The sequence below is a fragment of the Nostoc sp. PA-18-2419 genome (genome assembly GCF_005869855.1).
Classification (GTDB): domain Bacteria; phylum Cyanobacteriota; class Cyanobacteriia; order Cyanobacteriales; family Nostocaceae; genus Nostoc.
This window is the reverse complement of record NZ_SZNH01000002.1, coordinates 353142-378514: the sequence shown is the minus strand read 5'-3', so window position 1 is coordinate 378514 and position 25373 is coordinate 353142. Positions and strand designations below refer to the sequence as shown.

The window sequence follows — 25373 nt, the reverse complement described above, 5'->3', positions numbered from 1 at the left end:
AAGTTGCCATCAAGGGACTGTAGTTCAATTGGTTAGAGCACCGCCCTGTCACGGCGGAAGTTGCGGGTTCGAGCCCCGTCAGTCCCGTTTTAAAATCATTAACCATTAAGTGTTAATTGCTGACTGTTAGACGAATTTAACTGAGTCATTTGGTATTGTGATAACTCAGTACAGACGTGAGGAATCGTATCTCTAAGGACTCAGGGCTTAGAGTTTAAATATAAGCTACATTTATTCATGCTTTGTAAAAGAGAGAATTAACTGTGACTGTCAGAGTACGTCTTGCGCCGAGTCCGACTGGAAATTTACATATTGGTTCAGCGAGAACAGGTGTATTTAACTGGTTATTTGCCCGCCACCACGGTGGAAAGTTCATTCTCAGAATAGAAGACACAGACCTAGAGCGATCGCGTCCTGAATACACTGAAAATATCCTTGAAGGACTGCGCTGGCTAGGACTGAACTGGGATGAAGGGCCATTTTTTCAATCCCAACGCCTGGATCTTTATAAACGAGCAGTACAAAAACTGCTAGATGAAGGATTAGCTTATCGCTGTTACACTAGTGCCGAAGAACTAGAGGCTCTGCGAGAAGCTCAGAAAGCTAGAGGTGAAGCTCCCCGCTATGACAATCGTCACCGCAACCTCACCCCAGAACAACGCGCCGCTTTTGAAGCAGAAGGTCGTTCTTCTGTGATTCGCTTCAAAATCGAAGATGAGCGGGAAATTGTCTGGAATGACTTAGTGCGTGGAAAAATGTCTTGGCGAGGTAGTGATTTAGGTGGTGATATGGTGATCGCGCGCGCCTCAGAAGAGGAAAGCGGTCAACCTTTATACAACTTTGTAGTTGTAGTGGATGATATAGATATGCAAATCACCCATGTGATTCGCGGAGAAGACCACATCGCCAATACAGCCAAGCAAATTTTGTTGTATGAAGCTTTAGGGGCAAAAATTCCAGAGTTTGCCCACTCGCCACTGATTTTAAACAAGGATGGACGCAAGCTTTCCAAGCGGGATGGCGTCACTTCCATTTCTGACTTTCAGCAAATGGGTTTTACCGCCGAAGGCTTGGTGAATTACATGACATTACTTGGTTGGTCGCCGCCAGATTCAACTCAAGAAATATTTACCTTAGAAACAGCAGCCAAGGAATTTAGCTTTGAGCGGGTAAATAAAGCAGGTGCAAAATTTGACTGGGACAAGCTGGATTGGTTAAACAGTCAATATATTCACAATATGCCTGTAGAGCAACTCACAGATTTACTCATACCCTATTGGCAAGCAGCTGGGTATAAATTTGATGGTGGACGCACTCGCCCTTGGTTAGAACAACTAGTAGCTTTAATTAGCCAAAGCTTGACTCGATTGGTAGATGCTGTAGGTATGAGTCAATTGTTTTTCAGCGACACAGTTGAATTTAGCGACGAAGCCAATACACAACTTAAGCAAGAAGGTTCTGCTGCTGTCCTAGAGGGGATTGTCACAGCTTTGCAAAACCAGCCACAACTCTCACAGGAATCTGCTCAGGACATCATTAAACAAGTCGTCAAAGAGCAAAAAGTCAAAAAAGGCTTAGTAATGCGATCGCTCAGAGCAGCTTTAACTGGAGACGTTCATGGTCCTGACCTCATCGAATCTTGGTTACTACTCAATCAAATTGGTTTGGATCGACCGCGCTTAAGTACAGCAATAACGCAAGTCAATTAGCAATTATAACAGAGTGGGAAGTAGGGAGATGTCAGCAATAAGGTGTTGAGGGTAGGGTGTAGCTGAGTGTAAAAATGGCACGTTTTTAGAGCTTAGAACTCTACCAATGCAATCGTCTTTGATGACGGGGCTTGTAACTCTTGGATTGTTAGGGCTATCTCTTCCCCCACACCCCACACCCCGCCCCAACCGGGCTTAGTAACTCCCCACTCTCCCATTCCCTCTTTAAACTCAAACAGGTAGTCAATTCTCCTCATATTGGGAACTTGGTGTGTAAAATCCATGTCTTCAAAAACACTTAGAAGCAAACCTAATTACAATGCCGACAAAAGCGCTCAAAAGAGGGATGAGATTATCGTTGATGATAGTTACGCTCTTCATCACTTCAGTTAATGTCATAACTGATGCCCAAGAAGCGCCAACGATATTTGGAGATCTTACTATTAGCCCTCAGTTTTCCCCAGACCCACTAACAGTTCGTGGGATGAGTGGTGGCTCAATATCTGCCAATCAAGTAGCTGGTAGAACTGAAACAGTCACCGGTCCTTGTACTGGATTTGTTGATGAAACAACAGACCACACATTAGTATTAACAAGTAAATTTGACTACCTCAAGCTACAAGTTCAAAGCCCTGAAGACACTACCATAATTATTAAGGGACCGGGTGGCACTTGGTGCAATGACGATTTTAATGGTAAGAATGCTGGCATTGTTGGTGAGTGGCTAGCTGGAACTTACCAAATTTGGGTTGGTTCTTACGAGAAAGGCAAGTATCTTCCTTACACTTTACAAATTACAGAAGTTAAGTAGGGCATTGGAAGTATTGACTGTTAACTGATGACTGTTAAGCCTTACCAAAGACGTTTGCTGTCTTGTTTGGTGAGGAGTTGTTCTCCTTGTTCTGTGTACCCCTGCTGTTAAGCAAGCTAGCAAGAGCGTCTGACTCACTTAGGAGATAGTTCACCAGCGCCACAAGTCGGCGCTGGTGACTTGTGTGGTTATCTCTTTGTCTTTCCACTCCATTTCCTCTTTCTTTTCTCGTGCAATATTGTATTAAAATTAAGTTAACTTTAATTAAGATTCTTGTTGGCATCGCCATAATAGCCTAGAGCTTGTATGACAGTGCATATCAGAAGTCAAATTAAACAAAATGGATTTATGAACATCCGTTTAAGGCCTCAAAGTGACAGAATGATAGACCATTCGGTTGCGAAGGCTAATGAGTTGTATAGGCATCTAGAGGCAAATTAAGATGAAATTCTCTTGGAAAGTCCTGGTACTCTGGACCTTGCCTGCTTTGGTAATTGGCTTTTTCTTCTGGCAAGGGGCTTTTGCAGGTGCGCCTGCGGATATGAGTAAAAATGCAGCCAACACTCGGATGACCTATGGTCGCTTCCTGGAATACTTGGATGCCGATCGCGTCACCAGTGTGGATCTGTATGAAGGCGGTAGGACAGCAATTTTAGAAGCCCGCGACCCAGATATTGAAAATCACATCCAAAGGTGGCGGGTGGATCTGCCCGTTAACGCCCCTGAGTTAATTAGCAAGCTTAAAGAAAAGGGAATTAGTTTTGATGCTCACCCCATGCGGAATGATGGCGCAATTTGGGGATTATTGGGCAATCTGGTATTTCCAATTTTATTGATTACTGGATTATTCTTTTTGTTCCGGCGTTCTAGCAACCTTCCTGGCGGCCCAGGTCAAGCAATGAACTTCGGCAAATCCCGCGCCCGCTTCCAAATGGAGGCAAAAACCGGAGTCAAATTTGATGACGTAGCTGGAATTGAAGAAGCCAAGGAAGAACTCCAAGAAGTTGTCACCTTCCTCAAACAGCCAGAAAGATTTACCGCTGTGGGCGCACGCATTCCCAAAGGAGTGCTGTTAGTCGGGCCTCCTGGAACTGGTAAAACTTTATTAGCAAAAGCGATCGCTGGCGAAGCAGGCGTACCTTTCTTCAGTATTTCTGGTTCGGAATTCGTGGAAATGTTCGTTGGTGTGGGTGCATCCCGCGTCCGCGATTTGTTCAAGAAAGCTAAAGATAACGCTCCCTGTATCATCTTCATCGATGAAATCGACGCTGTGGGTAGACAACGGGGTGCTGGTATCGGTGGCGGTAACGACGAAAGAGAACAAACTCTCAACCAACTGCTGACTGAGATGGATGGGTTTGAAGGTAACACAGGCATCATTATTATTGCTGCTACCAACCGTCCCGACGTATTAGACTCAGCGTTGTTGCGTCCTGGTCGCTTTGACCGCCAAGTAACAGTAGATTCACCCGATATTAAAGGGCGTTTGGAAATCTTACAAGTTCACGCGCGCAACAAGAAACTAGATCCTAGCGTATCCTTAGAAGCGATCGCTCGCCGCACTCCCGGATTCACTGGTGCTGATTTAGCCAACTTACTCAACGAAGCAGCAATTCTCACCGCTAGAAGACGCAAAGAAGGTGTCACGATCCGCGAAATTGATGATGCAGTGGATCGGGTAGTTGCTGGGATGGAAGGTACTCCATTGGTAGACAGCAAGAGCAAGCGCTTAATTGCCTACCATGAAATTGGACATGCTTTGGTAGGGACTTTGTTAAAAGACCATGACCCAGTGCAAAAAGTTACCTTGATTCCACGCGGACAAGCACAAGGTTTGACCTGGTTTACTCCCGACGAAGAACAAGGGTTAATTTCTCGTTCCCAATTAAAAGCAAGGATTACTGGTGCTTTGGGTGGTCGCGCCGCCGAAGAGGTGATTTTTGGCCCTGCGGAAGTAACCACTGGCGCTGGTGGAGATTTACAACAGTTGTCAGGAATGGCGCGGCAAATGGTAACTCGGTTTGGGATGTCTGATTTAGGGCCACTGTCGCTGGAAAGTCAACAGGGAGAAGTGTTCTTGGGTCGTGACTGGACAACCCGATCTGAGTATTCTGAAGCGATCGCTTCTCGGATAGATGTTCAAGTTAGAGCGATCGTCGAAGATTGCTACGAAAATTCTAAGAAGATTATCCGCGACCATCGTACCGTCACTGATCGCTTAGTAGATTTGCTCATCGAAAAAGAAACCATTGACGGTGAAGAATTCCGTCAAATTGTGGCTGAGTACGCTGAAGTACCAGAGAAACAGCAGTACGTACCACAACTGTAATAGTTAACTCTTTTTTAGGCTAATACCTACAAATGAGCAAAAAATTAAATGAGGATGGCACATACCATTCTCATTTTTTTTATGGAATGCGATCGTATAAATTTTGATATAGCAGGAGGCAGGAGGCAGAAGGCAGGAGGCAGGAGGTAAAACGATTTTAATGGAAGCAATGCTTTTCGATATAGTTTAAGCGCCTGTGTTTGATTAGTTTCACAGCTCGTTTGTCGCCACTGATTTAAGAGTAACTCAGGTTGCAGTAGTCTAAACTCCAGTCCAGTTAGATATCAACACAAATATCTCTACTCATACCAAAATCACAAAAGTGATTGCATATAACCAAATAAAAATCCGAAACTGACAACATAGCTCTTGTAGATGAATATCTACCCGTTTTTATTTGCAGCAAATGAATAGTAAAGCTAAATTATTAACTCTTGCAACCTTAACTCTTGCTCTTTCATCTATAACTGTAGGAGCAGTCATCGCCCAGACAAAACTTACAAATAAATCAAAATTGTCTATTAATGGTATTGGTTCGGTTCAAGTTGGAATGACTGCCTCTCAAGCAAGGAAAGCTGCTGGTACTCAATTAGTTGGAGATTCACCGAATAACAGTTGCTATTACCTGAAGCCAGAATCGGAACCAAAAAATCTTAGATTTATGCTAACAAAAGGTCGTATTTCTAGAGTAGATGTCTGGAAAAATAGCCAAATTACTACTTTAAAAGGTGCAAAAATTGGCGATACGGAAGCGCGGATCGAGTCCCTCTACCCAGGACAAATTCAAGTTACTCCTCATAAATATGTCCAAGGTGGCCACTACTTGACATTTGTACCAAAAGAGCAATCTGACCAAAAATATCGTGTAGTATTTGAGACTGATGGCAAGCGTGTGACTCAGTTTCGGTCTGGTAAACTACCTGAAGTTGAATATGTGGAAGGATGTAGTTGATTTTAGACATCATCCTACCTCCCCTTTTATTATGGTTAATTGCCGGAACATCTATACACATCAACTAAAATCGAGTTTCATATTCGACTGAGAATAGACTTTCATCATCCAAATTAGTTGAGCCGCGCATCAGAATTTCGTCATTTAGACGATAAAGCACGTTGTAACGGAAAGACTCATTGGTAGAAAAAGCCCGTGATAAAGAAACAGAAAAGTTTCGACTGACATCAAACACACCTTCTGCTGATAAATCAAGAACCGAAGATCTCCTTGATTCTTCATTTGTGGTAGGGGTAGGATATATCCGAAATTCGCTAAAACCAACACTTCGTCCGATCGCTGTTATGGTTCCTTGCAGACTTCCTAAAATAGTAGAACTGGCAAAATTAGTCAATCCTTGTGTTAAATCTCCTGGTTGACTCAAAGAATTTAGAATTGAGCCACCCAGTAAAGCAACGATTTCTCCTCTACTTCGGCTAGGTTCACTCGTCAGTTCTAAATTATCTGCTAATTCGCTAGCTTTTCCTGTTGCTCTTGCTTGCACGCGAACAGTACGTAAAGTACCAAAGTTATTTACAGAAGCATCGCTGATTTCCGCAGACAAAGGTGATTCCAAAATTCGATTGCTCGTTGCCGATGCCTCAGGTACAATTGCCTCCAGTCGAACATCGAGGGTAGGGTCAAGTCCTTGACTGGGAGTAAACCGTGCTGTTTGTTCGTAGCCCCGCGCCAAGGTAAACTGAGTTGTGAATAAGCTGAACCGTCCTCCTGTTAAACGGATGAGTCCTTGAGGGAGAGGGTTGGCTAAAGTACCATTGATAGTCAAGTCGCCTTTGGCGTCAAAGCTGAGTAGAGGTTGACTCAACGCCGCTCCTCCCGGTACAAAGCTAAATAGAGACTGACTCGTAACCCGAACATTTTTGGCCAAAATCAACTTTAAATTTGCAAACTCTATAGGTAACTTGGGTATAGCCTCTGGTGTAGTTGCTGGATTACTGCTAGCCTCTGATGTAGTTGCCGCATTAGTGTCAACCTCTGGTGTATTCAGAGTAATAGAAGTAGGCTCTGGTGTAGCTGCGGCTTTTGAGTTGTCACTAGCAGATTTTCCGATAATCACTTGACCATTACTCAGTTCAATCTCTCCGCCAATTACCGGTTTTAATGCTGTTCCCCGAATTACGGCATCACCGCTGACATCACCTTGATATAATCCTGGAACTTTAAAATTGAGTTGTTTTTCTATCGATACAGTCAATGGATTAGATGCAGCTTGTTCAGGAGTAAGAATCGGTAAGATTCCGGATGCAGCCACTAGTCCTTGATTATAATTACCTTGAATACCTTGCACATTTACCCTATCACCATCAAATAGCAATGTTCCTGTGACATTTGTTAAGGGATCGGATAAAGCTTGAGAAGTAAAAGTCGCATTGTTAACTCTGGCAGTTCCATTAATAATTGGCTKGTTTAAAGTACCTTGAACGTTAACATCGACTTCACCTTCACCATTTATCCAACTAACTTGATTGTTAGTAAATACATTTAACAGTGACAAGCCTTCATTATTTACCTTGGCGTTAATGCTGATTTGATTACTATCTGGTTTTACTGCCACAAAAGGTAAGGGAGCGGGGATGCTACCTGTAATTGCAAGAGGTTGGGTTCCAGTCAACAGCAACGCAGTATCAAAATTGACGCGAGCATTGTTATAGTCAAACTTTACCTGTGCTGTTTGTACGGCTTGCTTATTTAAAGTCCCATTAGCTAGGGATGCTGAGCCGTTAACTTTAGGGTCTTTGAAACTACCTTGCAAATTAGCTGTAGCATTTAGTTGACCGGTAACATCTATTGGGTATTTTGCGATAAAAGGCTGTAAAAGCGACAGGGGTAGACTTGCTATATTCAAATTTCCAGACAGTTGTTCGGTTCCTAACTCTCCAGAAAAAGCGACTAATCCTTGATTGATACCAACACTTAACGGTGAGAGTGTGACTACACCATTTGCAAAACCGCCTCTAGCAATAACTTGATTAATCGAGTATTGACCCCATTGCCAATTATCACCTTGGAAATTAAAGTCGGCATTCAGCCCAGATTTTAGGGAACCACTGGCTGTAATTCCCCCACTCAAAACACCTGTTAATTCTGCAAGGCTGGGTAGAGATGGTACTTTTTGGGTATCTGCCTGCTTTTGTTGTGCTAAGGATGTTTCAATCTTGGAGAAATACTCTAACTGGGTTTGCAAATCTGCATTTGGTAAACTCACAGGTGTGGTGCTGAGTGCTTCTGCTCCGGCTAAGGTCGGAGATTCCAAACCACTACCGAAGTCTTGAAAGTCGAAGATATTAAATGCTTGTAAGAGTTGCTCGATTCTAGTTTGGTTTAAATTAGCTTGTACTTGAAATTTGGGGTCATTTCCGGTTTGCAAATTTCCACTTAAGGCTATATTGCTGCCTCCTAACCGCAATTGACCGTTAGTTAAACTAGCAGCCCCATCGGCATAGTTGATATTACCGCGAAATTCGTCTGCTCGGACTCTGGCAACACGAGGATTGGCGATCGCTACGTCCCCAGCAATTGCATAATTATTGAGATTAACAACTAAATTTCCTGATAATTGCCCTGCTAAAGGTTTCAATCTATTATCAGGTAAAAAGCTTCCAACAAGTGCTATGGGGAATTGTTGGGCGTTGATAATTAAGTTATCTCCCTCGGTTGTGCCTGTGGTAACCGCTCCACCGCGTTTGACTAAAAATGATGTTGGGCGATAATCTGCACCCAAATTTACCGCTATTCTGTCTTGTTTACCTGCTAGTTGCAGTCTAGCTCCTTGTCCACCTTGAAAATTCACGTCTCCAGTTAAAACTGGGTCGAATGCCAAGTTACTAACATTAAAATTCCGCAGGCGAATATTACCCGTGGCTTGGGGAGTTTCTAGAGTACCTGTAACTTGCCCATTAAAATCTACTAATCCTGCTAGTGCTATATCTCCTGGAACTTTAAAACCTGTATTTTTCAGGTTAAAGTTCTCGGCGATGACATTGAAATCAAAGCCAGCAATTTGCGGTGTACCCGTTTGCGGTAATTGTACAGCGATCGCCCCACGAGCGACCGCTCCTGGAGTTGTTGCCCGTTCAACTATAATCTGCTGTCCATTCCAGAGAAATTGTGCTGTCACTGGTTGTGCTAACTGTGCTAACCCTTGTGAAGCCCTAATTTGTCCGGCGGCTCGAATATCTGCAAGCTGGAAGGATTCTGTTGTGCCTGTCAACTTGACATTACTACTAAGCCGTCCCCGCAGTTGGGGTGAGAATCGATTGAGTTGAATTTGAGAAGTATTAGCAACTGTTTGCCAGCGACCGCCATCCAGGTTAATATTCCTGAGGTTAACTGTACCTCCCGCCACATTCAAGTTTGCTTGTCCTGTGGCTTGAATGTTTGATGGTTGAAAAGAAGTAGTAGTACCTGACAAATTCAACGCCGCATTGCTGAGAACTCCCTGGAACTGGGGTGGTATCTGCTGCAAACGATTTAATTGCAACTTTTGGGCGTTGACAAAAGCTTGCCAGCGTTGTTGTGCAAGTCGACCTGTGGCTGTGATTCTACCGCCTAGCACGTTGAAAACAGCACTTGGCAATCGGATATTCTGCCCTTGTTGAGCAATTACAACTTGTCCGCTAGTGGGATAGCTAGCAGTAGGCGCTTGCAGTTGCACTGTAGTCCGTAGATTGCCGAGAGTACCAGAAATTCTGGCATTTGCGGATATCGTACCAATTTTGAGCGAGGATGAAGTATTGTTTGTGTTAACCAGGGCATCTCCTGGTAAATTTTGGGCTTGAATGTTAAACAAGACATTGCCTTGGGGTGCAAGCTGAATTTGACCACTCCCCAGGATTTGCCCGCCGGCTGGAGGCCGCACTTGAACGCTGGAAACGTTAAGTGCCAAAGGTTGTTTACCCAATGAACCAGTAATTTCCGCCTTTGCCGAGACATTGCCAACGCTAATTGGAGGAGTCAAGCCGTAGCTGCGTGCCAGTACATCTCCTGATATCCCGTCAGCTTTAATATTAAATTTTACTTTATCGTTGAGCACCGCTTGACCGCCTCCAGTAATTTCACCACCGGCTACGGGGACTAATTTGAGATTGGAGACGGTAATCTGAGATGTCTTTTTAGATACGTTTAACCGAAAATCAGTGTTGACGGTTTTGAATTGAATGCGGTCAACTTGAATTGGTTTGGTGTTATTTGCACTACCGCTAAGAACAGGCTGCTGAAGTGACCCCAGTAACTTAATATTTGCTTGCACTTCACCAGTAGCTACCACTGGCGAATTTATTTTTAGCGTCTCTAAGAGATTTTTAGCAGTGACTGGTTTTACCTGGGCTAAGATATTGAAACCTGTTTGGGTATTGACTGCTCCATTGGCGATAATGGGGACTTTGCCAAAGTTTGCAGTTAGATTATTTAAGGCGATCGTTTGACCTTGAAATGTTATTTTGCCATTAGAATTGACAAACTTTTGAGGAAGATTTTCAATTTGAGCAGTCACTTGCTTAGGAGTAGCTGTACCAGTAATAGCTATTTGCGAAGCATTTGATGGAATTTCAACTCCTAAATCAGCATCTATTTGCCCAGCTTGCAAAGCAATTGGCAACTCAATTAAACGAGTTATATCAGATGCTTGTAAACTTTGTGCTACAACTTTGAGATTAGTTAGTTGAGGTTTAAATTGTGTTTCACCAGAGATTTTAACTGCACCTCCTCTAGTGAGTTGACCATTTATTTCATAACCAGCCCCTTTATTTTCAGGTAAAAATTTAGCGATCGCACCAAATTGATTTATGACTACAGAACCTTTAGGTTTAGTTGGTGCGGAGGCTGGTAATAATTCCACATTTCCATCAACTATCTCAAGTGTTTGTAACTCGGTTTGAATCGCACCTTTGCCTTCTCCACTCTTAACTTGAGCTGTAACCCAGCGACCATCTCGATCCTGTTGGATAAAAATATTAGGCTGGACTAATGTAACGTTTAATGGTAATTTTCTAGTTAAAATAACTTCTAAAAGTGAAAACTGCACATCCACAGCTTTTGCTGTCAATTGGTCTGCATCGGTAGGAGTTGCTGGAATTGCTAGAGAAGCAAATCTTAAACTAGAAACTGAAAAACTTTCGACTCTCCCTAATTTTATAGGACGCCCAAGTAATTGTTCGAGATTTTGTTCGACTAAAGGTGCTAGGTCTTGATATACATAATTTCTAGCCCACCAAACACCAGCTGCAATTCCTCCAAGCGAAATAATTCCTAAAACCAGACCAGCACGTTTTAAAATGAGGAGATTCAAACGACGATTCCTTGGTTCTTGGTCATTTCCTGGATTTGGAGAGCTAGTCATTTTCGTTACTAGTAATGCTGTTGAGTAACAAACAATTTCTTAACGACAATAACATAGTTGCTTATAGTAACTTCTAAAAACTTTCCCGAGATAGATTAGTAATTTATTCTCATGAGTAATAATATGCAGTTATGGTAAATTATTACACAAAAATTCAATTTTTATTACATAATAAACCAAAAAATGTTGATATTTTCCTAATTTTGGCAATAAAATCTAGAAAAACATGATTTGATTAGTAGAGTTTAAAATATTTTTATCTACCTACTTAGTGAAGATAAAAAATAGATATGTGAATATTTTAAAAAACATAAAAAAGCATAAAAAACAATATAAGAAAAGGATATTTTATGCAAAGAACCGTTTTCGCCCAGCAGTTACTATCTGCCAAAAATCTCAATTGGGTCAGTTTGATTGCTGACATTATGCTAGTGGGGATGGTTGTCGGCCCTGTAACGGCTCCCTTTTTGGCTGCGTCTGGGGTGTCTTTGCTTGGGGGAATTGCCAACATTATTTACTTCATGGGTAATTATGTATGTCCGCAACCCACTATGGGCTTAGATTTAGCATCCCCGTATATTATGGCTGTGTGTATGCGCTGCTATGGTACTGTCATAGGTTTGCTGATTACTCGGCTGTTGTATGCGGTAACAGGTGATAAAGGTTTTTACTGGCTAAGTCAATATGGTTGGAGTGGTGCAGCATTAGCTAGTGTGCTAATGATGGCTTATCCTTTAGAATTGGCTGCACAGATTTTGGGTTTGTGGAGTTTTAATAATTATCTGGTTACGCCTTTTGGGTTGATTACAGGTTTAGCGTGGGGATTATTTACTATGCCAATTTTACATGGGTGGCAGACTGCTAAAACCAGATGAAATTGATTGTACAGATGTAGTAATCCGCTTTGATTTTTGAATTTATTTGTATAAGTAGAAGGACTTAAGCTTCTAATAAAGATTGACCGAGATAACCATCCTTTGCCGAAACTCCTGGTAACGCAAAGAAATATCCTCCGCCAATCGGCTTGATATACTCTTCTAAAGGCTCTCCATTTAAGCGTTCCTGTACTGTAATAAAACCCTTCTCCAAATTGGACTGGAAACAAACAAACAGCAATCCCATATCCAACTGTCCAGATTTGTCAAATTCACGCGAGTAATTGAAGCCACGACGTAGTATTAAACTTGATTCTGACTTACGAGGATTTGCAAGGCGAATATGAGCATCTAAAGGAATTTGTTTACCTTGGGCATCTTGTTGATAGTTGGGAAGATCATGCTCGTTTTTCATTCCTAAAGGTGCGCCAATATCTTTATCACGCCCGATAATTTTCTGTTGTTCTTGCAAAGGCGTTCTGTCCCAACGTTCGACAAAGTTACGAATCACCCGTACAACTTGATATGTACCACCAGCAGTCCAAGCAGGTTCATCAGTGTTTGGTTGTACCCAAACAACTTTATTCATTAAGCCACTGTTGGTAACATCCAGATTAGCTGTACCATCTTTGAAGCCTAACAAATTACGTACTGTATCTTTGCCAAGTTTTTTAATTGTGTGAGGTGGAAGAAACCCTTCCATTTTCCAGCGCAAACTTAGTAAACCTGGAAAATTTTTAATAATATCACGTAGTGCGTGAATATTAGTTTCTGCTGTATTTGAACAAAACTGAAGCAGTAAATCTCCATGGCACAAATTAGCATCCAAAGCATCATTACGAAAGCTATTCATAGTTGTTAAATGCTTTGGTTTAAGATTATTTAAACCATAGCGGTTATCAAATAATGATGCTCCTACTGCTGCTGTGATAGTGAGGTTATCAGGAAAAACTTTCGTACCTAAAACACCAGAGTCGGGAGGTGGAAGTTTCGGATCTACAGTTTTAGGAGTTCCTCCAAGCATTAAAAACTCAATTCGTTCGGTCAGAGTTTTAAATAGTCTGACTAAATCTTCTTTGTTACTAGCTACCACATCAAAGCTAACCATTAAAGCCGAAGCAGGTGCAGGTGTGAGAATACCCGCTTGATGAACGCCAAAGAAAGGTTGGCTTTCTTGGGTAGTGTCTTCGCTATTTGCTAAAAATGTGCGAAAACTAAGTGTTGTTAAAGCTGCGACTCCCCCGGCTGCGGCCATACCAATTAAGAGGTCACGCCGACTAATACGGGAGGTAATATGTAAATCAGGCTTTTTTATAGTAAATGACATTATCTACATTCCTTATGGAGATTGAGTATAAAAAAGTCAAAAGTAAAAAGCAAAAGATTATTCTTTTACCTTTTACTTTTTATCTTTCTACTTCCTTAGTGCTAAATTTTAATCAACGCCAAGGGTTCCCCGAAGTTGCGAGAGGTCTTCGGCTAAGACGGTAATTGCTGCTTTTAAGTCTTTTTTATCGGGTTCAGTAAGTTTGTCATAGCTAACAAAACCACCTCCGGGAGCTTTGTACTTCGCTAATCCCTGATTTACCTTGGCAAAATTATCATCCACACGCTTAAGTAATTCTGGATTGGCTTTTTGAATTTCTGGACGCAACAATTCAACAATCTTTTGAGAGCCTTCAACATTAGAGTTAAAATCCCACAAATCAGTGCCACTGTAGCGGTCTTCTTCTCCAGAAACCTTGGTTTTAGCAACTTCTTCAATCAAATCGGCAGCACCACCAACCATATTCTTCGGCTCAATAGTTAGTGTAGAGATGCGTTTTTGTAACTCTAGGCAATCATTTCTCAACTTTTCGGCTATAGGTTTCATCCCCTTGGTAGTTTTATCTTGGAATAGTGCTTTTTCTAAACGATGAAAGCCGATAAATTTGGGGTCAGCTTCTTTCTTTTCAAAGTCATCAGGACGGGTATCTATACTACCGTCAAGGTCGGAGAAAAGTTCGGCAATTGGTTCTGTCCGTTCATAGTAGACACGAGCGGGTGCGTATAGCTTCTGGGCTTTGGGAAGGTCCCCTGCAATTACTGCATCAGTAAAGGTTTTGGTCTTGTCTGCCAATTGGTCAGTTTCTTTGGTAATGTAGACTTTGTACTCTGCTATAGCACCAATTAGTTTATTTTGGTCAACAGTAGTACTTGCCTGGGTGGCATTGTCTGCTGCTTTGACTATCAGTTTGCCTTTGGGGTTGCTGCGTAAACCACAAGTCATTTCATACTCGCCTGGGTCTAACTGTTCTTTGAGTTTCTGCACAAACCCAGGTGCAATATTTTCTCGCTCACCAATAACCTTGACGCCAGATAAAATTTCCCACTCTAGAGGTTGGTTAGTTTTATTGGTAATCACAAAACTATTTTTACCCGCTGCAACTGAAAGTTGATTGGGTTCGCAGCCTTTGTCTGTGACTGTCACCGGAGTTTCAGGAATACTTTTGGTATCTGTGTTGCTTACATTTTGTGCTTGGGAAGAATTATTGCTTTCTTCGCTAGCTTTGTTGGAATTACAACCAGTTGCGGTTAAGGCAATTAAACAAGCGATCGCAGGCAAACACATCCACTTCCAACTATAATTAATTTGACTTTTCATGATTGCATTTCTAAGTAAAATTACTAAAACTTCAGATTTCAAACCAATAGCTCAAAACGCTTCTCTTTTTACCTAATATGGGTTGCAGGAGTTTTCTGTCTTGCCTTACTTCCAGAAAAGAACAGCAGCATCGTGGGAATCAAATAGCCAAAATAAGCGATCACTTCACCGACGGTAGGAGCCTCGTTGTAGCCAAAAATACCCGCTAACACTGAACCAATAACTCCATGTGTCGGCAGAGTTCGACTGGCATCAAAAACGGTATTTTGTAGTGAATTCCAAATTCCAGCTTCGTGAAAAGCCCGGACTGCACCTGCAAAAAGTCCCGCAGCCACCAAGATAATAAAAGCTCCCGTCCATTTAAAAAATCGTCCGAGATTGATGCGAACACCACCTTGATAAATCCCTACTCCAACTGCGATCGCCCCTGCATATCCCAATACCGCACCCAATGGTACGCCAAACCCTAAGTTTTGTTGAAAACTAGCAAGCAGAAAGACTACTGTTTCTAATCCTTCACGTAGGACAGCAAAAAACGACATCCCAACCAACGCCAAACCCCAGCGATCGCCTTGAGAAATTGCGGTTTCAATTTGGGAGTGCAACTCACCTTTTATCGAACGTGCAGCACGTCGCATCCAGAAAACCATCCACGTAAGCACCCCAACTGCAACGAGTGAGATTACGCCTGCAAATAATTCCTGTTGTTGCTGGGGAAAATCGCCACTTGTTGCTTGCAAAATTATTGCCAATGCCAAACACAGTAGAGTCGCAAGGATAACTCCAATCCAGACGGCTTTCATCAGATAGGTACGTCCAGTCTGTTTGAGATAACTGGCAATAATACCAACAATCAAAGCCGCTTCCACCCCTTCCCGGAACATGATTAGAAAGGTTGCAAGCATAAAATACTTTTGTTGATAACTTTTTTCTTTATAATTCAGAACTTACTTTAGAACTAATTGATATTTTTTGTCAAACTTTTAACAATATGTTAAAGATAATTCTTTCACCGGACACCACATCAGATTGATTGGAAACGCGGATACAACAAAGGTTTTAATAGTTACATTCTTCTGGTAATCTGTATAGGATTAAATTTATTTATCAAAAAATAAAGGCACGGCAATGCCGTACCTCTATGAAAATCTATAATTCAATTAACTGAGAAAATGGCTTTATACTGCCTTCACTTTCTTTGAGCGTTCAACAATTTGATAGAGTTTGTCTTCAAATTTTTCCATACACGCCGACCAATCAAAATCGATGATCGAAGGGCGAGCAAGTCTTGTCATATCTGCCTTCAAGTCTGGATTTTCTAGAATCGCAATTACCTTTTGGGCAAAGTCTGTTGGGTTGTTGGGTTGAGCAAGGAAGCCGTTGCGACCAGGAAACACTTGTTCTGAGGTTGATGGTGCAATAACAGCAACCACAGGGGTTCCAGAGGCTAGGGCTTCGTTATTTGTCGTGCAGAAGTTTTCGGTAATCGAGGGGTTAACAAAAACATCTGCTCTGGCAAACCAACCTAAAAGTTCTGTACCGTGGGACTCACCCCAGATGGTAATGCCCGATGCAAACTTTCGGGCACGCTGACGGATTTCTTCATCCTGGGGACCACTTCCAACGATTACCAGATGGACATCAGGAATTTTGGCAGCAATGAGCGGAAATATATCAATCAGTTGGTTAACATTCTTTTCGGCAGTAATCCGTCCGACAAACAACAAAGTTGGTCGGGAGTCGTTGGGAATTGGGTCATAACAAATATTTCGCGGATGAAATTTTTCGCAATCTATACCTTGATAAGCGAGATATTCAGCACGTTGGCATTTGAGATCCTTGTACTTATTCAGTTGTTCTTGAGAAGAAAAGAAATTCAAGTCATATGAATTGCTGAACTGTTTCACCAAAATGGGGATGATTGGACGAATCAAACTGAAGAATTTCTTTCCAAAGTAATATTTTATGTACTCAACAATATCAGTATGGAAAAGCGATATGATTGGTGTACCTGTTCGTTTAGCGTATTGTGCCCCCACAGGGCGGCCATAACCTTGCAAGAAAAATGAGTATAAACCTCTCATTTGTGGTGCTTCTTCAACCACTATAATATCGGGCTGAAATTTTTCTAGCAGCTTGGTATCACTCCAATGTCGATAATGCAATGGTTGGGGAAGAGACTTGTAGAATATTAATGGTTTTGTAGGGAATGCGTAAGTAGATAAGTTAGGGAAAGATTGAATTTCATTTAATCCTGGCATTGGACGAGCGCCAACATTTTTTGGGTAGCGATCGTTAATTTGGGGATGAATCAAAAAAACCTCATGTCCCTGTTGCAGCAACCAACGAACTCTTTGATGTACTGCCACAGAAACTCCAGTTAAGAAAGGAGCGTACAATCCAGTAAATAGGGCAATGCGGAGTCGTTGTTTAGTCATATGAAAAAGTAGTTATCTCACAAAAGTGCTGGCTTGGAATTTAGAATTTACGCAGCAAATTTTCATGAATAGTAAAAATTCAGAATTCTGAAGCTTTACTCCAAATATGCAAATTCATCGCTCAAAATTCCCCTGAATATATTTTGCTAAACCCTTAATAAGGCAAAGATATGTATTTAAAAAGGGTATAGTTAATCTAGTTTACTAAAAATAAAGTAATATAAATTCAGTAACGCCGAATGTTTAGTCTGATAAGTTTTATGCCCTAGTTCAAGCAGGCAAAAAACAAGACTTCAAAGCAGATCGGTTTCTAGCGATCGCCTCAAAGAGAAACCTTACTATCAACAGGCTGATCCAACCATTGATAAGGGCGATATTCGACTAAGCGGATATTCCAAGCCCCTCGAACCCGATAGCTGACACCACGCCAAGTAAGTGTTGAAATCCACAAAGATGAGAGCATCGCTAACCCATAAACCCATTGTGTTAGCGGAATCCCAATTAACATTTTAAAGATTGTAGGGATTGATAACTTGACTATTGCTTGGTCATTTAAGCGAACTACTTGCTGTATACATAATTCTAAGACGAGCATCAGCAAAAGTAATCCGACAATATAGACGCCATAGCAAACAAACAATAGAGTTGCAGCTTCCCATTTAGCCTCCAACAATGACTCTAAAATTAACATAACAACTGTAGTTGGAAATACAATGCTAGAAACCGCTTCACCAACTATAGCCAACCAACGTGGGTGATACAGTCGAGAACAAAGTATCAAGCGCTTGAGAGAGTCTAGTAAGCCGACTAAATCAGTTTCTTCACGATTAACTATTAATAAAGAAGGTACAAATTTCACCTGTAAACCATGTATTTTGAGGACATCGTGAATCATGAAATCTTCGCTTAAAGCTTGTGCCCACTTATCTAAAAGTTCTGTTTTGTGAAGCACTTCTGTTTTCACAGCCAAAGTTCCACCCCAAGGAATTTGGAAGAGAAACATTTGCACTACTGTGGATACATTGCCTATGTATCGTACTAAAGATCCCCAATACTTACCTGTGGGTATATACCAACGGTTACCAGTTGTTGCACCGACGTTAGCATCGCCTAAAGGACTGACTAATTCTCGCAGCCAATTGCGATGAACTATAGTATCAGCATCTACCAAAGCAACCACCTTATAGGAATCGTCCAACTCACGGACACCCTGCACTAAAGAACTGCTTTTGAGACTACAATTATTGCGTACTATTCTCAAAGGACTGATTTGAACATTGGTCGCTTCCTGCTCGATAATAGTTTCACTAGCAATTTTCCAAGCAGGATCTTCTTGACTATCAATTATTAACTTTAAATCATAATGTGGGTAGTTCTGATTTATGAGCGATCGCAAACAGCTAGGTAAAAACGGATCGGCTCCCCGCAAGCAAAGAATTACTGCTGTTTTAGGCAACTGCTCATCTGACAATAAAGTTTTTGGAGATGAGCGCAGATACCAAATAAAGATTAGCGTTAAACACACCTGAATAACTAGCCAACCCATCAAAGACTTAGACAGAAATATTGCCAAATCTTCCATTAAATTCTCCAGGAATAGGGGAATGGATATTAGTGATTGGGGATTGGGTATCGGGGATTGGATAATTATTCCGTAGTCCCTAGTCCCCAGTCCCCAATCCCTTTTAAGAATCCAGCGAGTATTTCATCTTAATGTTGACAGTGGTATTTTTGTTGACTACAAAACTGGCATCACGAAACTTGGGTGTGCCTGTTTGTATTGACACAGTTGGATTTTCAGAAATACCAAAACCTTCTGTGGGAATACCGAAAAAGTCTTTATTGAGTTTGTGATCGCCATTTTGATCGTCAACTACGGCAACAGCATAAGTTCCTGGTTTTAAACCAGAAAATTCTTTTTTTACAGAAGTGCCTGTAATCTTAGTGCAGCCACTTTGAACTTCACTAGTATTACTCATGGGAAATCCTTTTTCACCTCCGAAAACTCGGAAGCAAATCTCGCCTTTTTGGTGATCGATTCCATTAACTACAACAGTAAGTTTTGCAGTTGGCTCAGCGTTCACTGTTTTTACAAAGCTAATGCTTAGTAAACTAGCAAGCAAAAAGTAAGGTAAATGAGATAGTTTCAGCATAATTTTGCAATGAAATAGGTAATTTTGAGACAATATCGTTCAGTCCAGATGGATAGATGCAAAACTTTCATGTTTATTCATGCCAAAATCAATACCAATAAGTCTTGAACTGCATTGAATTTGGACAGTGAGAGAAAACTGTGTAAGTGTAGCCCTTCGTAAACATTATCAGTGAGTTTTGACAGCAGAAGTCAGGTATCATAACTGAGAATTTCCCAGTGTAGCTTTCTGTTTTTAAAAGGATGCTTGTTGCCAATTTATTGCAAGCATTTGCAACACTTTTAGCAAATCTTTGACTAACAGATATTCTGTACCTTTTAACTTCTGGTATAAACTTCTATGACAACATAACCGCTCATACAAACTTAGGGAATTATGCCAGATTGAGAGGATATATTCCCATAAGATTCTCCAATGTGGTAATAAAATCTTTCCTTGCTTTGCTGAATCAAACCACACTGTGTATGCATAAAAATCAGGTAACACTCTCAATGAGGATGCTTGATTATTGTTTGTCAACAATAAATAATTAGGAAAGAACATACTCATTGATTGTTGCGGATGGCTTCTAGCAAAGAACAAGTATTCTGGAATTTCATAAAACCTACCCAGAAGACCAAGTCTTAGCAATAAAATTCCATCTGCATTACCGTAACCACCCATAGGCGGTATCTTTTTCAGAACGTTAGCGCGAATTACTCCATAGCACTGATAACATAAATGTTTAGTCAATAATTCGTCAAAGCGAGCCTGTGGTTTGAGAGAATCTGCCTTGAGTTTGATATCATAATTTTTGAGAAATTTTCCCTGTTCATCAATAAAATATACCTGAGTGTGGCACAAAATAATTGTAGGGTCTTTATCCAGTACCTCAACGCATTTACTGATAAAATCAGGAGCGTGTAGGTCATCATAAGCTGCCCATTTAAAATACTCACCTGAAGACAATTCAAAAACACGATTAAAGTTACGAGCGCAACCAATATTATGGTCATTGCGGTAGTAACGAATACGTTGGTCTTGCTTGGCGTATGCTCTACAAATTTCTTCTGTTTTATCTGTAGAAGCATTATCTGAAATAATTAGTTCAAAATCTTCAAAGGTTTGAGCCAAGAGTGAATCTATGGCTTCCTGAAGAAATTTTTCCCCATTGTATACAGGTAATCCAATGCTCAATCGTGGTTGATTGCTACTCATATCAAACAAGTATTTACACAATCTGTAAATTATCTTAGGTTAAGTTGCAGTTAATTGTTAGTCAAATGCAACATTAAAAGTCAAAATTAAAAAATCAAAAGTCAAAATTCAGAATAATTTGATACCAAAACTGAAGAATTTTAAGCAAATCAAGAAGCCATATTGTACTTACTTAATTTTCTCTACTTCTAACTCCTGTACAGATGCAATTAATTGCATCTCTTATAACTTTTGTACAGACGCAATTAATCGCATCTCTTGTAACTCTTGTACAGACGCGATTAATCGCGTCTCTACTTACTGCCTACTCGATTATTTCATCAAATTTTGGATATCCGTTTTTTGCAGCCATTCATGTGTACGCTGCATACCTTCTTCTAAGTCAATTGTTGGCTTGTAATTTAACAGACTTTGGGCTTTAGCAATAGAACAAGCGTAAGGACGAGTCATAAAATCTACAGATTCCGGTAAAATATCAGCTTTTTTGCGAAAAAGTTTTTGTCCTTGAGCACGTAGCTTGAGAAATAATTTGATTTCATCCTTTGGTAATGAAAGAGGTGCTGGCAAACTTTCCATTGCTGCTAAGCGCATAAAATACTCTTTCCAAGACGTTTGTTGTCCGTCGGTGATATTAAATATTTCTCCGTAAGTCTGTTTTTCTATCGCTAGAAAGATGCCATCAATTAAGTTATCTACATATACATGATTAATTACCCCTTTACCATCATTGGCATAGGCGAATAATTTTTGGCGCATCATCAGAATTGGTTTGACAATCCAAGGAATACTTCCAGGGCCGTAAATATCACCGGCTCGAATGATAATAATGCCAAAATCTGGCGGAGTATTTAATTCTAAAAGTGCTGTTTCTGCTTCTATTTTCGTTTGACAATAAGGATTATTTTCGCCCGAAAGCAGCCCGGTTTCTGTAACAGCATCAGGATAGTTGAAACCATAGACCATTACACTGGAGAGATGTACAAAAGTCTTAATACCTGCCTGTTTAGCGGCTTTAGCGATATTAACAGCACCACCAACATTGACATCACGAAAATGATTAATTGAACCAGCTTCTTGAGCAATTTGTTCTGTATGTAAAACGATGTCTATTCCCTGACAAGCTTTTTGACCAACAGTAGAATCAGTGATACTGCCAGTAATCACTTCAACACCTAAATTTTGTGCTTTTTGGTTCTCTGTAGAACTTTGCAAACCACGAACTTTCATCCCCTGGGCTATGGCTAACTCAGCTGCACGCAAGCCAACAAATTCATTAATTCCGGTAATCAGGAGAGTTTTATTTTTCAGGTTCATAAAGTAAAAGTTATACCAATTTTGGATTTGAGATTTTAGATTCAAGGCTTAGTTCGATTTCACATAGAGAAAAGTTTGAGCAGCGGCTTTTGCTGATAAAAACTTCTTCTAAAGGAGATGTTTCTCTTCTTAGGCTGCGCCAACGCGTAGCTTCCTCCTAAAGATACGGTAGACGCAAAAGTAAGGCAGTGCGGTCTTTTTTGGGTGTCTCTCCCATGAGCAACTGCTACGGACAGACCCCGAAGAAAGTAATTGTTTAGAAAATATCTCCTGGGTCTGCCAAGCGGAGTTTATTGATAGCGAGTGCTCCGGAAGTTATACACATTAAAATTGTTGAAGTTAAGACCAGTAATGCATTGTTAGTTGTCATAACTATTGGCAATTTAGTCGCTTCCATTGCAAAATCATATAACAAGATAGAAGTTATAAAGCCTGGAATATAACCTAAAACTGCTAAGATTAAAGCTTGTTGAAATACCACATTTAATAGATATATATTGGGATAACCTATAGCTTTTAATGTGGCATAAGCAACGAACTGTGTAGCAATATTGCTGTAAAGAATTTGATAGACAATCACTACACCAACAACAGAAGCCATTGTCAACATCAGGTTAAGTATAAAACCAATAGGTGTTCTGGCAGACCAATATTTCTTCTCAAAATCAATAAACCCTTGGCGTGTAAAAATCTGCACATCATTTGGCAAACTTGCTTGCAAATCTTTTAGCACTGCTTGTGCATCAGTTCCAGGTTTAAGGGTAATCAAACCAACATCTATCATATCTGCTGGACGAGTATTGGGATTTATCCTCAGGAAAGTTGAGTCACTGACAACTAAGTTACCATCGACCCCAAAGGAAGGTCCCAAGCTGAATAAGCCACCAATCCTTACTTTATAGCCAATTAATGAATTAAAGGGAAATATTTCAATAGTTTGGTCTGTATCTCCAGCATCAAATTTTTGAGCTATGGGACCAAACTCTGGGCGAGAACTTCTGTCAAAAAGCATGACATCCGGTATTTTGAGTTTATCTAAATTTTGCTCAATTTCTGCAATATTCATTACAGGTTTACCTGGGTCGAAACCAATAACATATATTGAATATTTCTCACCAGTAACCGGATTTTTTAGTTTGGCAAATTGTAAATACATTGGGCTAACTGACTCTACGCCATTAAACCCCAAAGCTTGATACAAACGAGTTCGCGAAAAGCTTTGATTTGAGGTTAAAGATTTATATTGCGAACTAACTAAAAATAAATCTCCTTTGAGATTTTGATGCACTGCGGTTGCACTAGAATAAAGAGCATCTTGAAAGCCAAGTTGCACAAACATTAGCAGTACAATGAAAGCAATCCCAGCAACAGCTACTAATAAACGAACTTTTTGCTGGGCTAGCTGTAGCCATGCTAAAGGAATTTTAAAATTCATGGATTTATTTGTTATTTGTTGTTAGTCATTAGTTATTAGTCATTAACATAATTCCCAATGCCTAATGCTTTGACTAAATATGAATGGCAACATCCACTTGTAAGTTAGTAAAACGAGCCACTCGTTCGCTGTCTGCGGGATTATCAATGGAGATTTTTACTTCAACTATTCTGCGGTCTGTATCTGAGCCTGGGTTGAGGCTAAAGATGCTTTGTTTGTCAACTTGCCAACCAATTTCTTTGACGGTTCCCTTTAATGTTCCAGGAAATGCAGTGCTAGTGATAGTGGCTTTTTGTCCGACACGCACTTTTTGAACATCGGTTTGATACACCTCTGCAATCACATACATTTGCGATGTCTTACCTATCTCAGCAAATCCTGTGTTAGTGCTGATTACTTCTCCGGTTTTGGCATGAATTTTCAATATTTTGCCATTGATGGGAGATTTAATGTAACTTAAATCCAAGTCTGCTTTTGCTTGTTGAACAGAAGTCGTTGCACTGTTGATTTCAGTTTGGGCGACTTGAACATCTACGCTACGGACTTCGCTAATACTTTTAAGTTGGGCTTGTGCTTGCTTGAGTTGTTGTTGGTATGTGTCTTGGGTACGTTGCTTGGTGGCTTGGGCTTCTGTGAGTTGCTGTTGTGTAGTGTTGAGTTGTAACGTTTTACTATCTGCTACCGAAGCTGCGATCGCACCTTGTTTATATAACTGCTGATAGCGATCGTTCTCGGCTTGAGCATTGTTTACCTGAGCCTGCACGCGGGCAATTGACGCGTCTTGAGTAGCAATGTCTCCTTTATATTGTGACTCTAAACCGGCGATTGCTGCTTTTTGAGCATCGATGTCTCCGGTTTTCCCTCCAGACCTCACCTGTGCGAATTTAGCTTTACTAACTTGCAGTTGGTCTACAGCCTGTTGCAAAGCTGTTTTAGCGCGGCCATAGGTTTCTAGATATGCCAATATTTGCCCAGCCTTAACTGTATCTCCTTCTTTAACTAACAGTTTTTCGACTCGCACACCATTATTAGCGTTGGGAGCATTCAAGGAGGTAACTTCACCGTCTGGTTGCAAACGTCCTAAGGCGGTGACAGCAAGTTTTGTCGGGGTAGTAACTTTCGGAGTATTCGCTACTTGCGTTTCAACTTTAGCTTTCGGCCAAAATGCTGCCAAACTATATAAACTGATTAATCCGGCTGCTAACGCCAGTGAAGTTGCTAAGATTACTTGCGATCGACCTGCGGGTTTTGTGAATAATCGGCTTTCTTTATTTACTGCCATATTTTCCTTCCAATTCTTACTAGGGGATAGCTCTGATGGCTATATTCAGTCGATAACAATAGACTCTTCCACCAATTAACTTCAGACGGCTTTTCTTTGTTGTTGTTGATGCTGTTACCCTAAGTAGACGGATAAGTCTAAGTGGTTTTATATGAATTGTTTTAGGAAGATGAATTTAAAACTCAGGAGTCAGAATTGAGAATTTAGAAAGAGTTTAATCTGATTGATATATTGATTAATCAAATACTTTCCTGATTATTTAACTATTCTCAACAGCAGTTGCTTTACTTGGAGAGACCCAAAACTACACTGGCTCCTTCTGAATTCTGAATTATTATGGTTGTGTTACTTGAAAGCTTCTTTAGTTATATCGTCATTTTTCCTCAAATCTAGTAGCGTAAAATACAATAGCGCTAACCAGACAATTTCAATTTCAAGAATAATGAAGCGCTGATAAATAAAGTCAAAAAACTTGCATAACCTTGCTTTTAAGTATGCCTAATACTTTTTTATTTGTCAACCATTTGACTGGGAATAAATCTTGATTCTATCACTATAATATTTCTCATCTTAAGTTCTTCTCATCATAGGTATACATGACAATAAGCTGCAAGAGAAAGCTTTTGTGCATCAGTAAATAGTAATAAGGCTACAAAACTATTAATAAATTATTGTTAGTAATGTTGTGTAATATCAAACATTATTGTCAATTTTGCTAATAATATTCTAATTTGATTGTAGTAATCAGTTATATGAGGCGATCGCTTATATCATAGTGTGTCTAGTTAATAGCTGCATAGATTGGTGAGCCACTACACCTTTACGGTTTCCTGACT

At 40.6% G+C, this 25373-nt stretch carries 18 protein-coding genes and 1 tRNA gene; 6 read left to right on the top strand and 13 right to left on the bottom strand.

Translation table 11 applies throughout. The annotated features are described in order from the left end of the window. Positions 1-13: 13 nt before the first annotated feature. Together FCR06_RS03460 and gltX are read left to right on the top strand one after the other, a co-directional pair. Positions 14-87, top strand: a tRNA-Asp gene (locus FCR06_RS03460). 176 nt (positions 88-263) lie between these two features. After that, complete coding sequence (gltX, locus tag FCR06_RS03455; protein ID WP_138497452.1) at positions 264-1709, top strand: glutamate--tRNA ligase; 1446 nt, start codon at positions 264-266, stop codon at positions 1707-1709. A gap of 92 nt (positions 1710-1801) precedes the next feature. Here gltX and FCR06_RS03450 read toward each other — a convergent pair whose 3' ends face one another. Next, on the bottom strand, positions 1802-1993 hold the full coding sequence (locus FCR06_RS03450) for a hypothetical protein (RefSeq protein ID WP_138497451.1): 192 nt from the start codon (positions 1991-1993) through the stop codon (positions 1802-1804). A 35-nt stretch (positions 1994-2028) separates the two neighbouring features. Here FCR06_RS03450 and FCR06_RS03445 point away from each other — a divergent pair, with 35 nt between their 5' ends. Then, complete coding sequence (locus FCR06_RS03445) at positions 2029-2520, top strand: hypothetical protein (protein WP_138497450.1); 492 nt, start codon at positions 2029-2031, stop codon at positions 2518-2520. Between the two features lie 34 nt (positions 2521-2554). On the opposite strand, the gene FCR06_RS32380 is transcribed toward FCR06_RS03445, so the two are convergent. Beyond that, on the bottom strand, positions 2555-2728 hold the full coding sequence (locus FCR06_RS32380) for a hypothetical protein (protein ID WP_189523309.1): 174 nt from the start codon (positions 2726-2728) through the stop codon (positions 2555-2557). Between the two features lie 234 nt (positions 2729-2962). Here FCR06_RS32380 and ftsH2 point away from each other — a divergent pair, with 234 nt between their 5' ends. Continuing rightward, positions 2963-4849 (top strand): ATP-dependent zinc metalloprotease FtsH2, encoded by a 1887-nt coding sequence (ftsH2, locus tag FCR06_RS03440; RefSeq protein WP_138497449.1) that lies wholly within the window; start codon positions 2963-2965, stop codon positions 4847-4849. Between the two features lie 406 nt (positions 4850-5255). Beyond that, positions 5256-5801, top strand: coding sequence for a hypothetical protein (locus FCR06_RS03435; RefSeq protein WP_138497448.1), 546 nt, complete (start codon positions 5256-5258; stop codon positions 5799-5801). A 64-nt stretch (positions 5802-5865) separates the two neighbouring features. Here the strand turns inward: FCR06_RS03435 and FCR06_RS03430 are convergent, their stop codons facing one another. Continuing rightward, positions 5866-11199: a translocation/assembly module TamB domain-containing protein gene (locus FCR06_RS03430; RefSeq protein ID WP_138497447.1), complete on the bottom strand. Its 5334-nt coding sequence runs from the start codon at positions 11197-11199 to the stop codon at positions 5866-5868. 350 nt (positions 11200-11549) lie between these two features. Here FCR06_RS03430 and FCR06_RS03425 point away from each other — a divergent pair, with 350 nt between their 5' ends. Next, positions 11550-12074: a DUF2085 domain-containing protein gene (locus tag FCR06_RS03425; RefSeq protein ID WP_138497446.1), complete on the top strand. Its 525-nt coding sequence runs from the start codon at positions 11550-11552 to the stop codon at positions 12072-12074. A 64-nt stretch (positions 12075-12138) separates the two neighbouring features. Here FCR06_RS03425 and efeB read toward each other — a convergent pair whose 3' ends face one another. The 10 genes from efeB to FCR06_RS03375 all read right to left on the bottom strand — a co-directional run bounded on the left by efeB (position 12139) and on the right by FCR06_RS03375 (position 24537). Then, positions 12139-13401, bottom strand: a complete 1263-nt coding sequence (gene efeB / locus FCR06_RS03420; protein ID WP_138497445.1) for an iron uptake transporter deferrochelatase/peroxidase subunit — start codon at positions 13399-13401, stop codon at positions 12139-12141. Between the two features lie 108 nt (positions 13402-13509). Beyond that, entirely contained in the window at positions 13510-14718 is a 1209-nt protein-coding gene (gene efeO, locus FCR06_RS03415; protein ID WP_317616793.1) for an iron uptake system protein EfeO, read from the bottom strand. A gap of 68 nt (positions 14719-14786) precedes the next feature. Then, positions 14787-15623 carry an iron uptake transporter permease EfeU gene (gene efeU, locus FCR06_RS03410; protein WP_138497444.1) on the bottom strand — a complete coding sequence of 279 codons (837 nt, stop codon included), beginning with the start codon at positions 15621-15623 and terminating at the stop codon, positions 14787-14789. A 273-nt stretch (positions 15624-15896) separates the two neighbouring features. Beyond that, positions 15897-17156, bottom strand: coding sequence for a glycosyltransferase (locus tag FCR06_RS03405; RefSeq protein WP_138497443.1), 1260 nt, complete (start codon positions 17154-17156; stop codon positions 15897-15899). A gap of 322 nt (positions 17157-17478) precedes the next feature. After that, positions 17479-18738: a glycosyltransferase gene (locus FCR06_RS03400; RefSeq protein ID WP_138497442.1), complete on the bottom strand. Its 1260-nt coding sequence runs from the start codon at positions 18736-18738 to the stop codon at positions 17479-17481. 103 nt (positions 18739-18841) lie between these two features. Beyond that, positions 18842-19309, bottom strand: coding sequence for a DUF2141 domain-containing protein (locus FCR06_RS03395; RefSeq protein WP_189523308.1), 468 nt, complete (start codon positions 19307-19309; stop codon positions 18842-18844). A 234-nt stretch (positions 19310-19543) separates the two neighbouring features. Further along, positions 19544-20506 carry a glycosyltransferase family 2 protein gene (locus FCR06_RS03390; protein WP_138497441.1) on the bottom strand — a complete coding sequence of 321 codons (963 nt, stop codon included), beginning with the start codon at positions 20504-20506 and terminating at the stop codon, positions 19544-19546. A 312-nt stretch (positions 20507-20818) separates the two neighbouring features. Further along, entirely contained in the window at positions 20819-21820 is a 1002-nt protein-coding gene (locus FCR06_RS03385) for an NAD-dependent epimerase/dehydratase family protein (RefSeq protein WP_138497440.1), read from the bottom strand. A gap of 256 nt (positions 21821-22076) precedes the next feature. Beyond that, the gene (gene devC / locus FCR06_RS03380) at positions 22077-23255 is read right to left on the bottom strand and encodes an ABC transporter permease DevC (protein ID WP_138497439.1); all 1179 of its coding nucleotides are present in this window, start codon (positions 23253-23255) and stop codon (positions 22077-22079) included. A gap of 73 nt (positions 23256-23328) precedes the next feature. After that, positions 23329-24537 carry an ABC exporter membrane fusion protein gene (locus tag FCR06_RS03375; protein ID WP_138497438.1) on the bottom strand — a complete coding sequence of 403 codons (1209 nt, stop codon included), beginning with the start codon at positions 24535-24537 and terminating at the stop codon, positions 23329-23331. Positions 24538-25373: the final 836 nt, after the last annotated feature.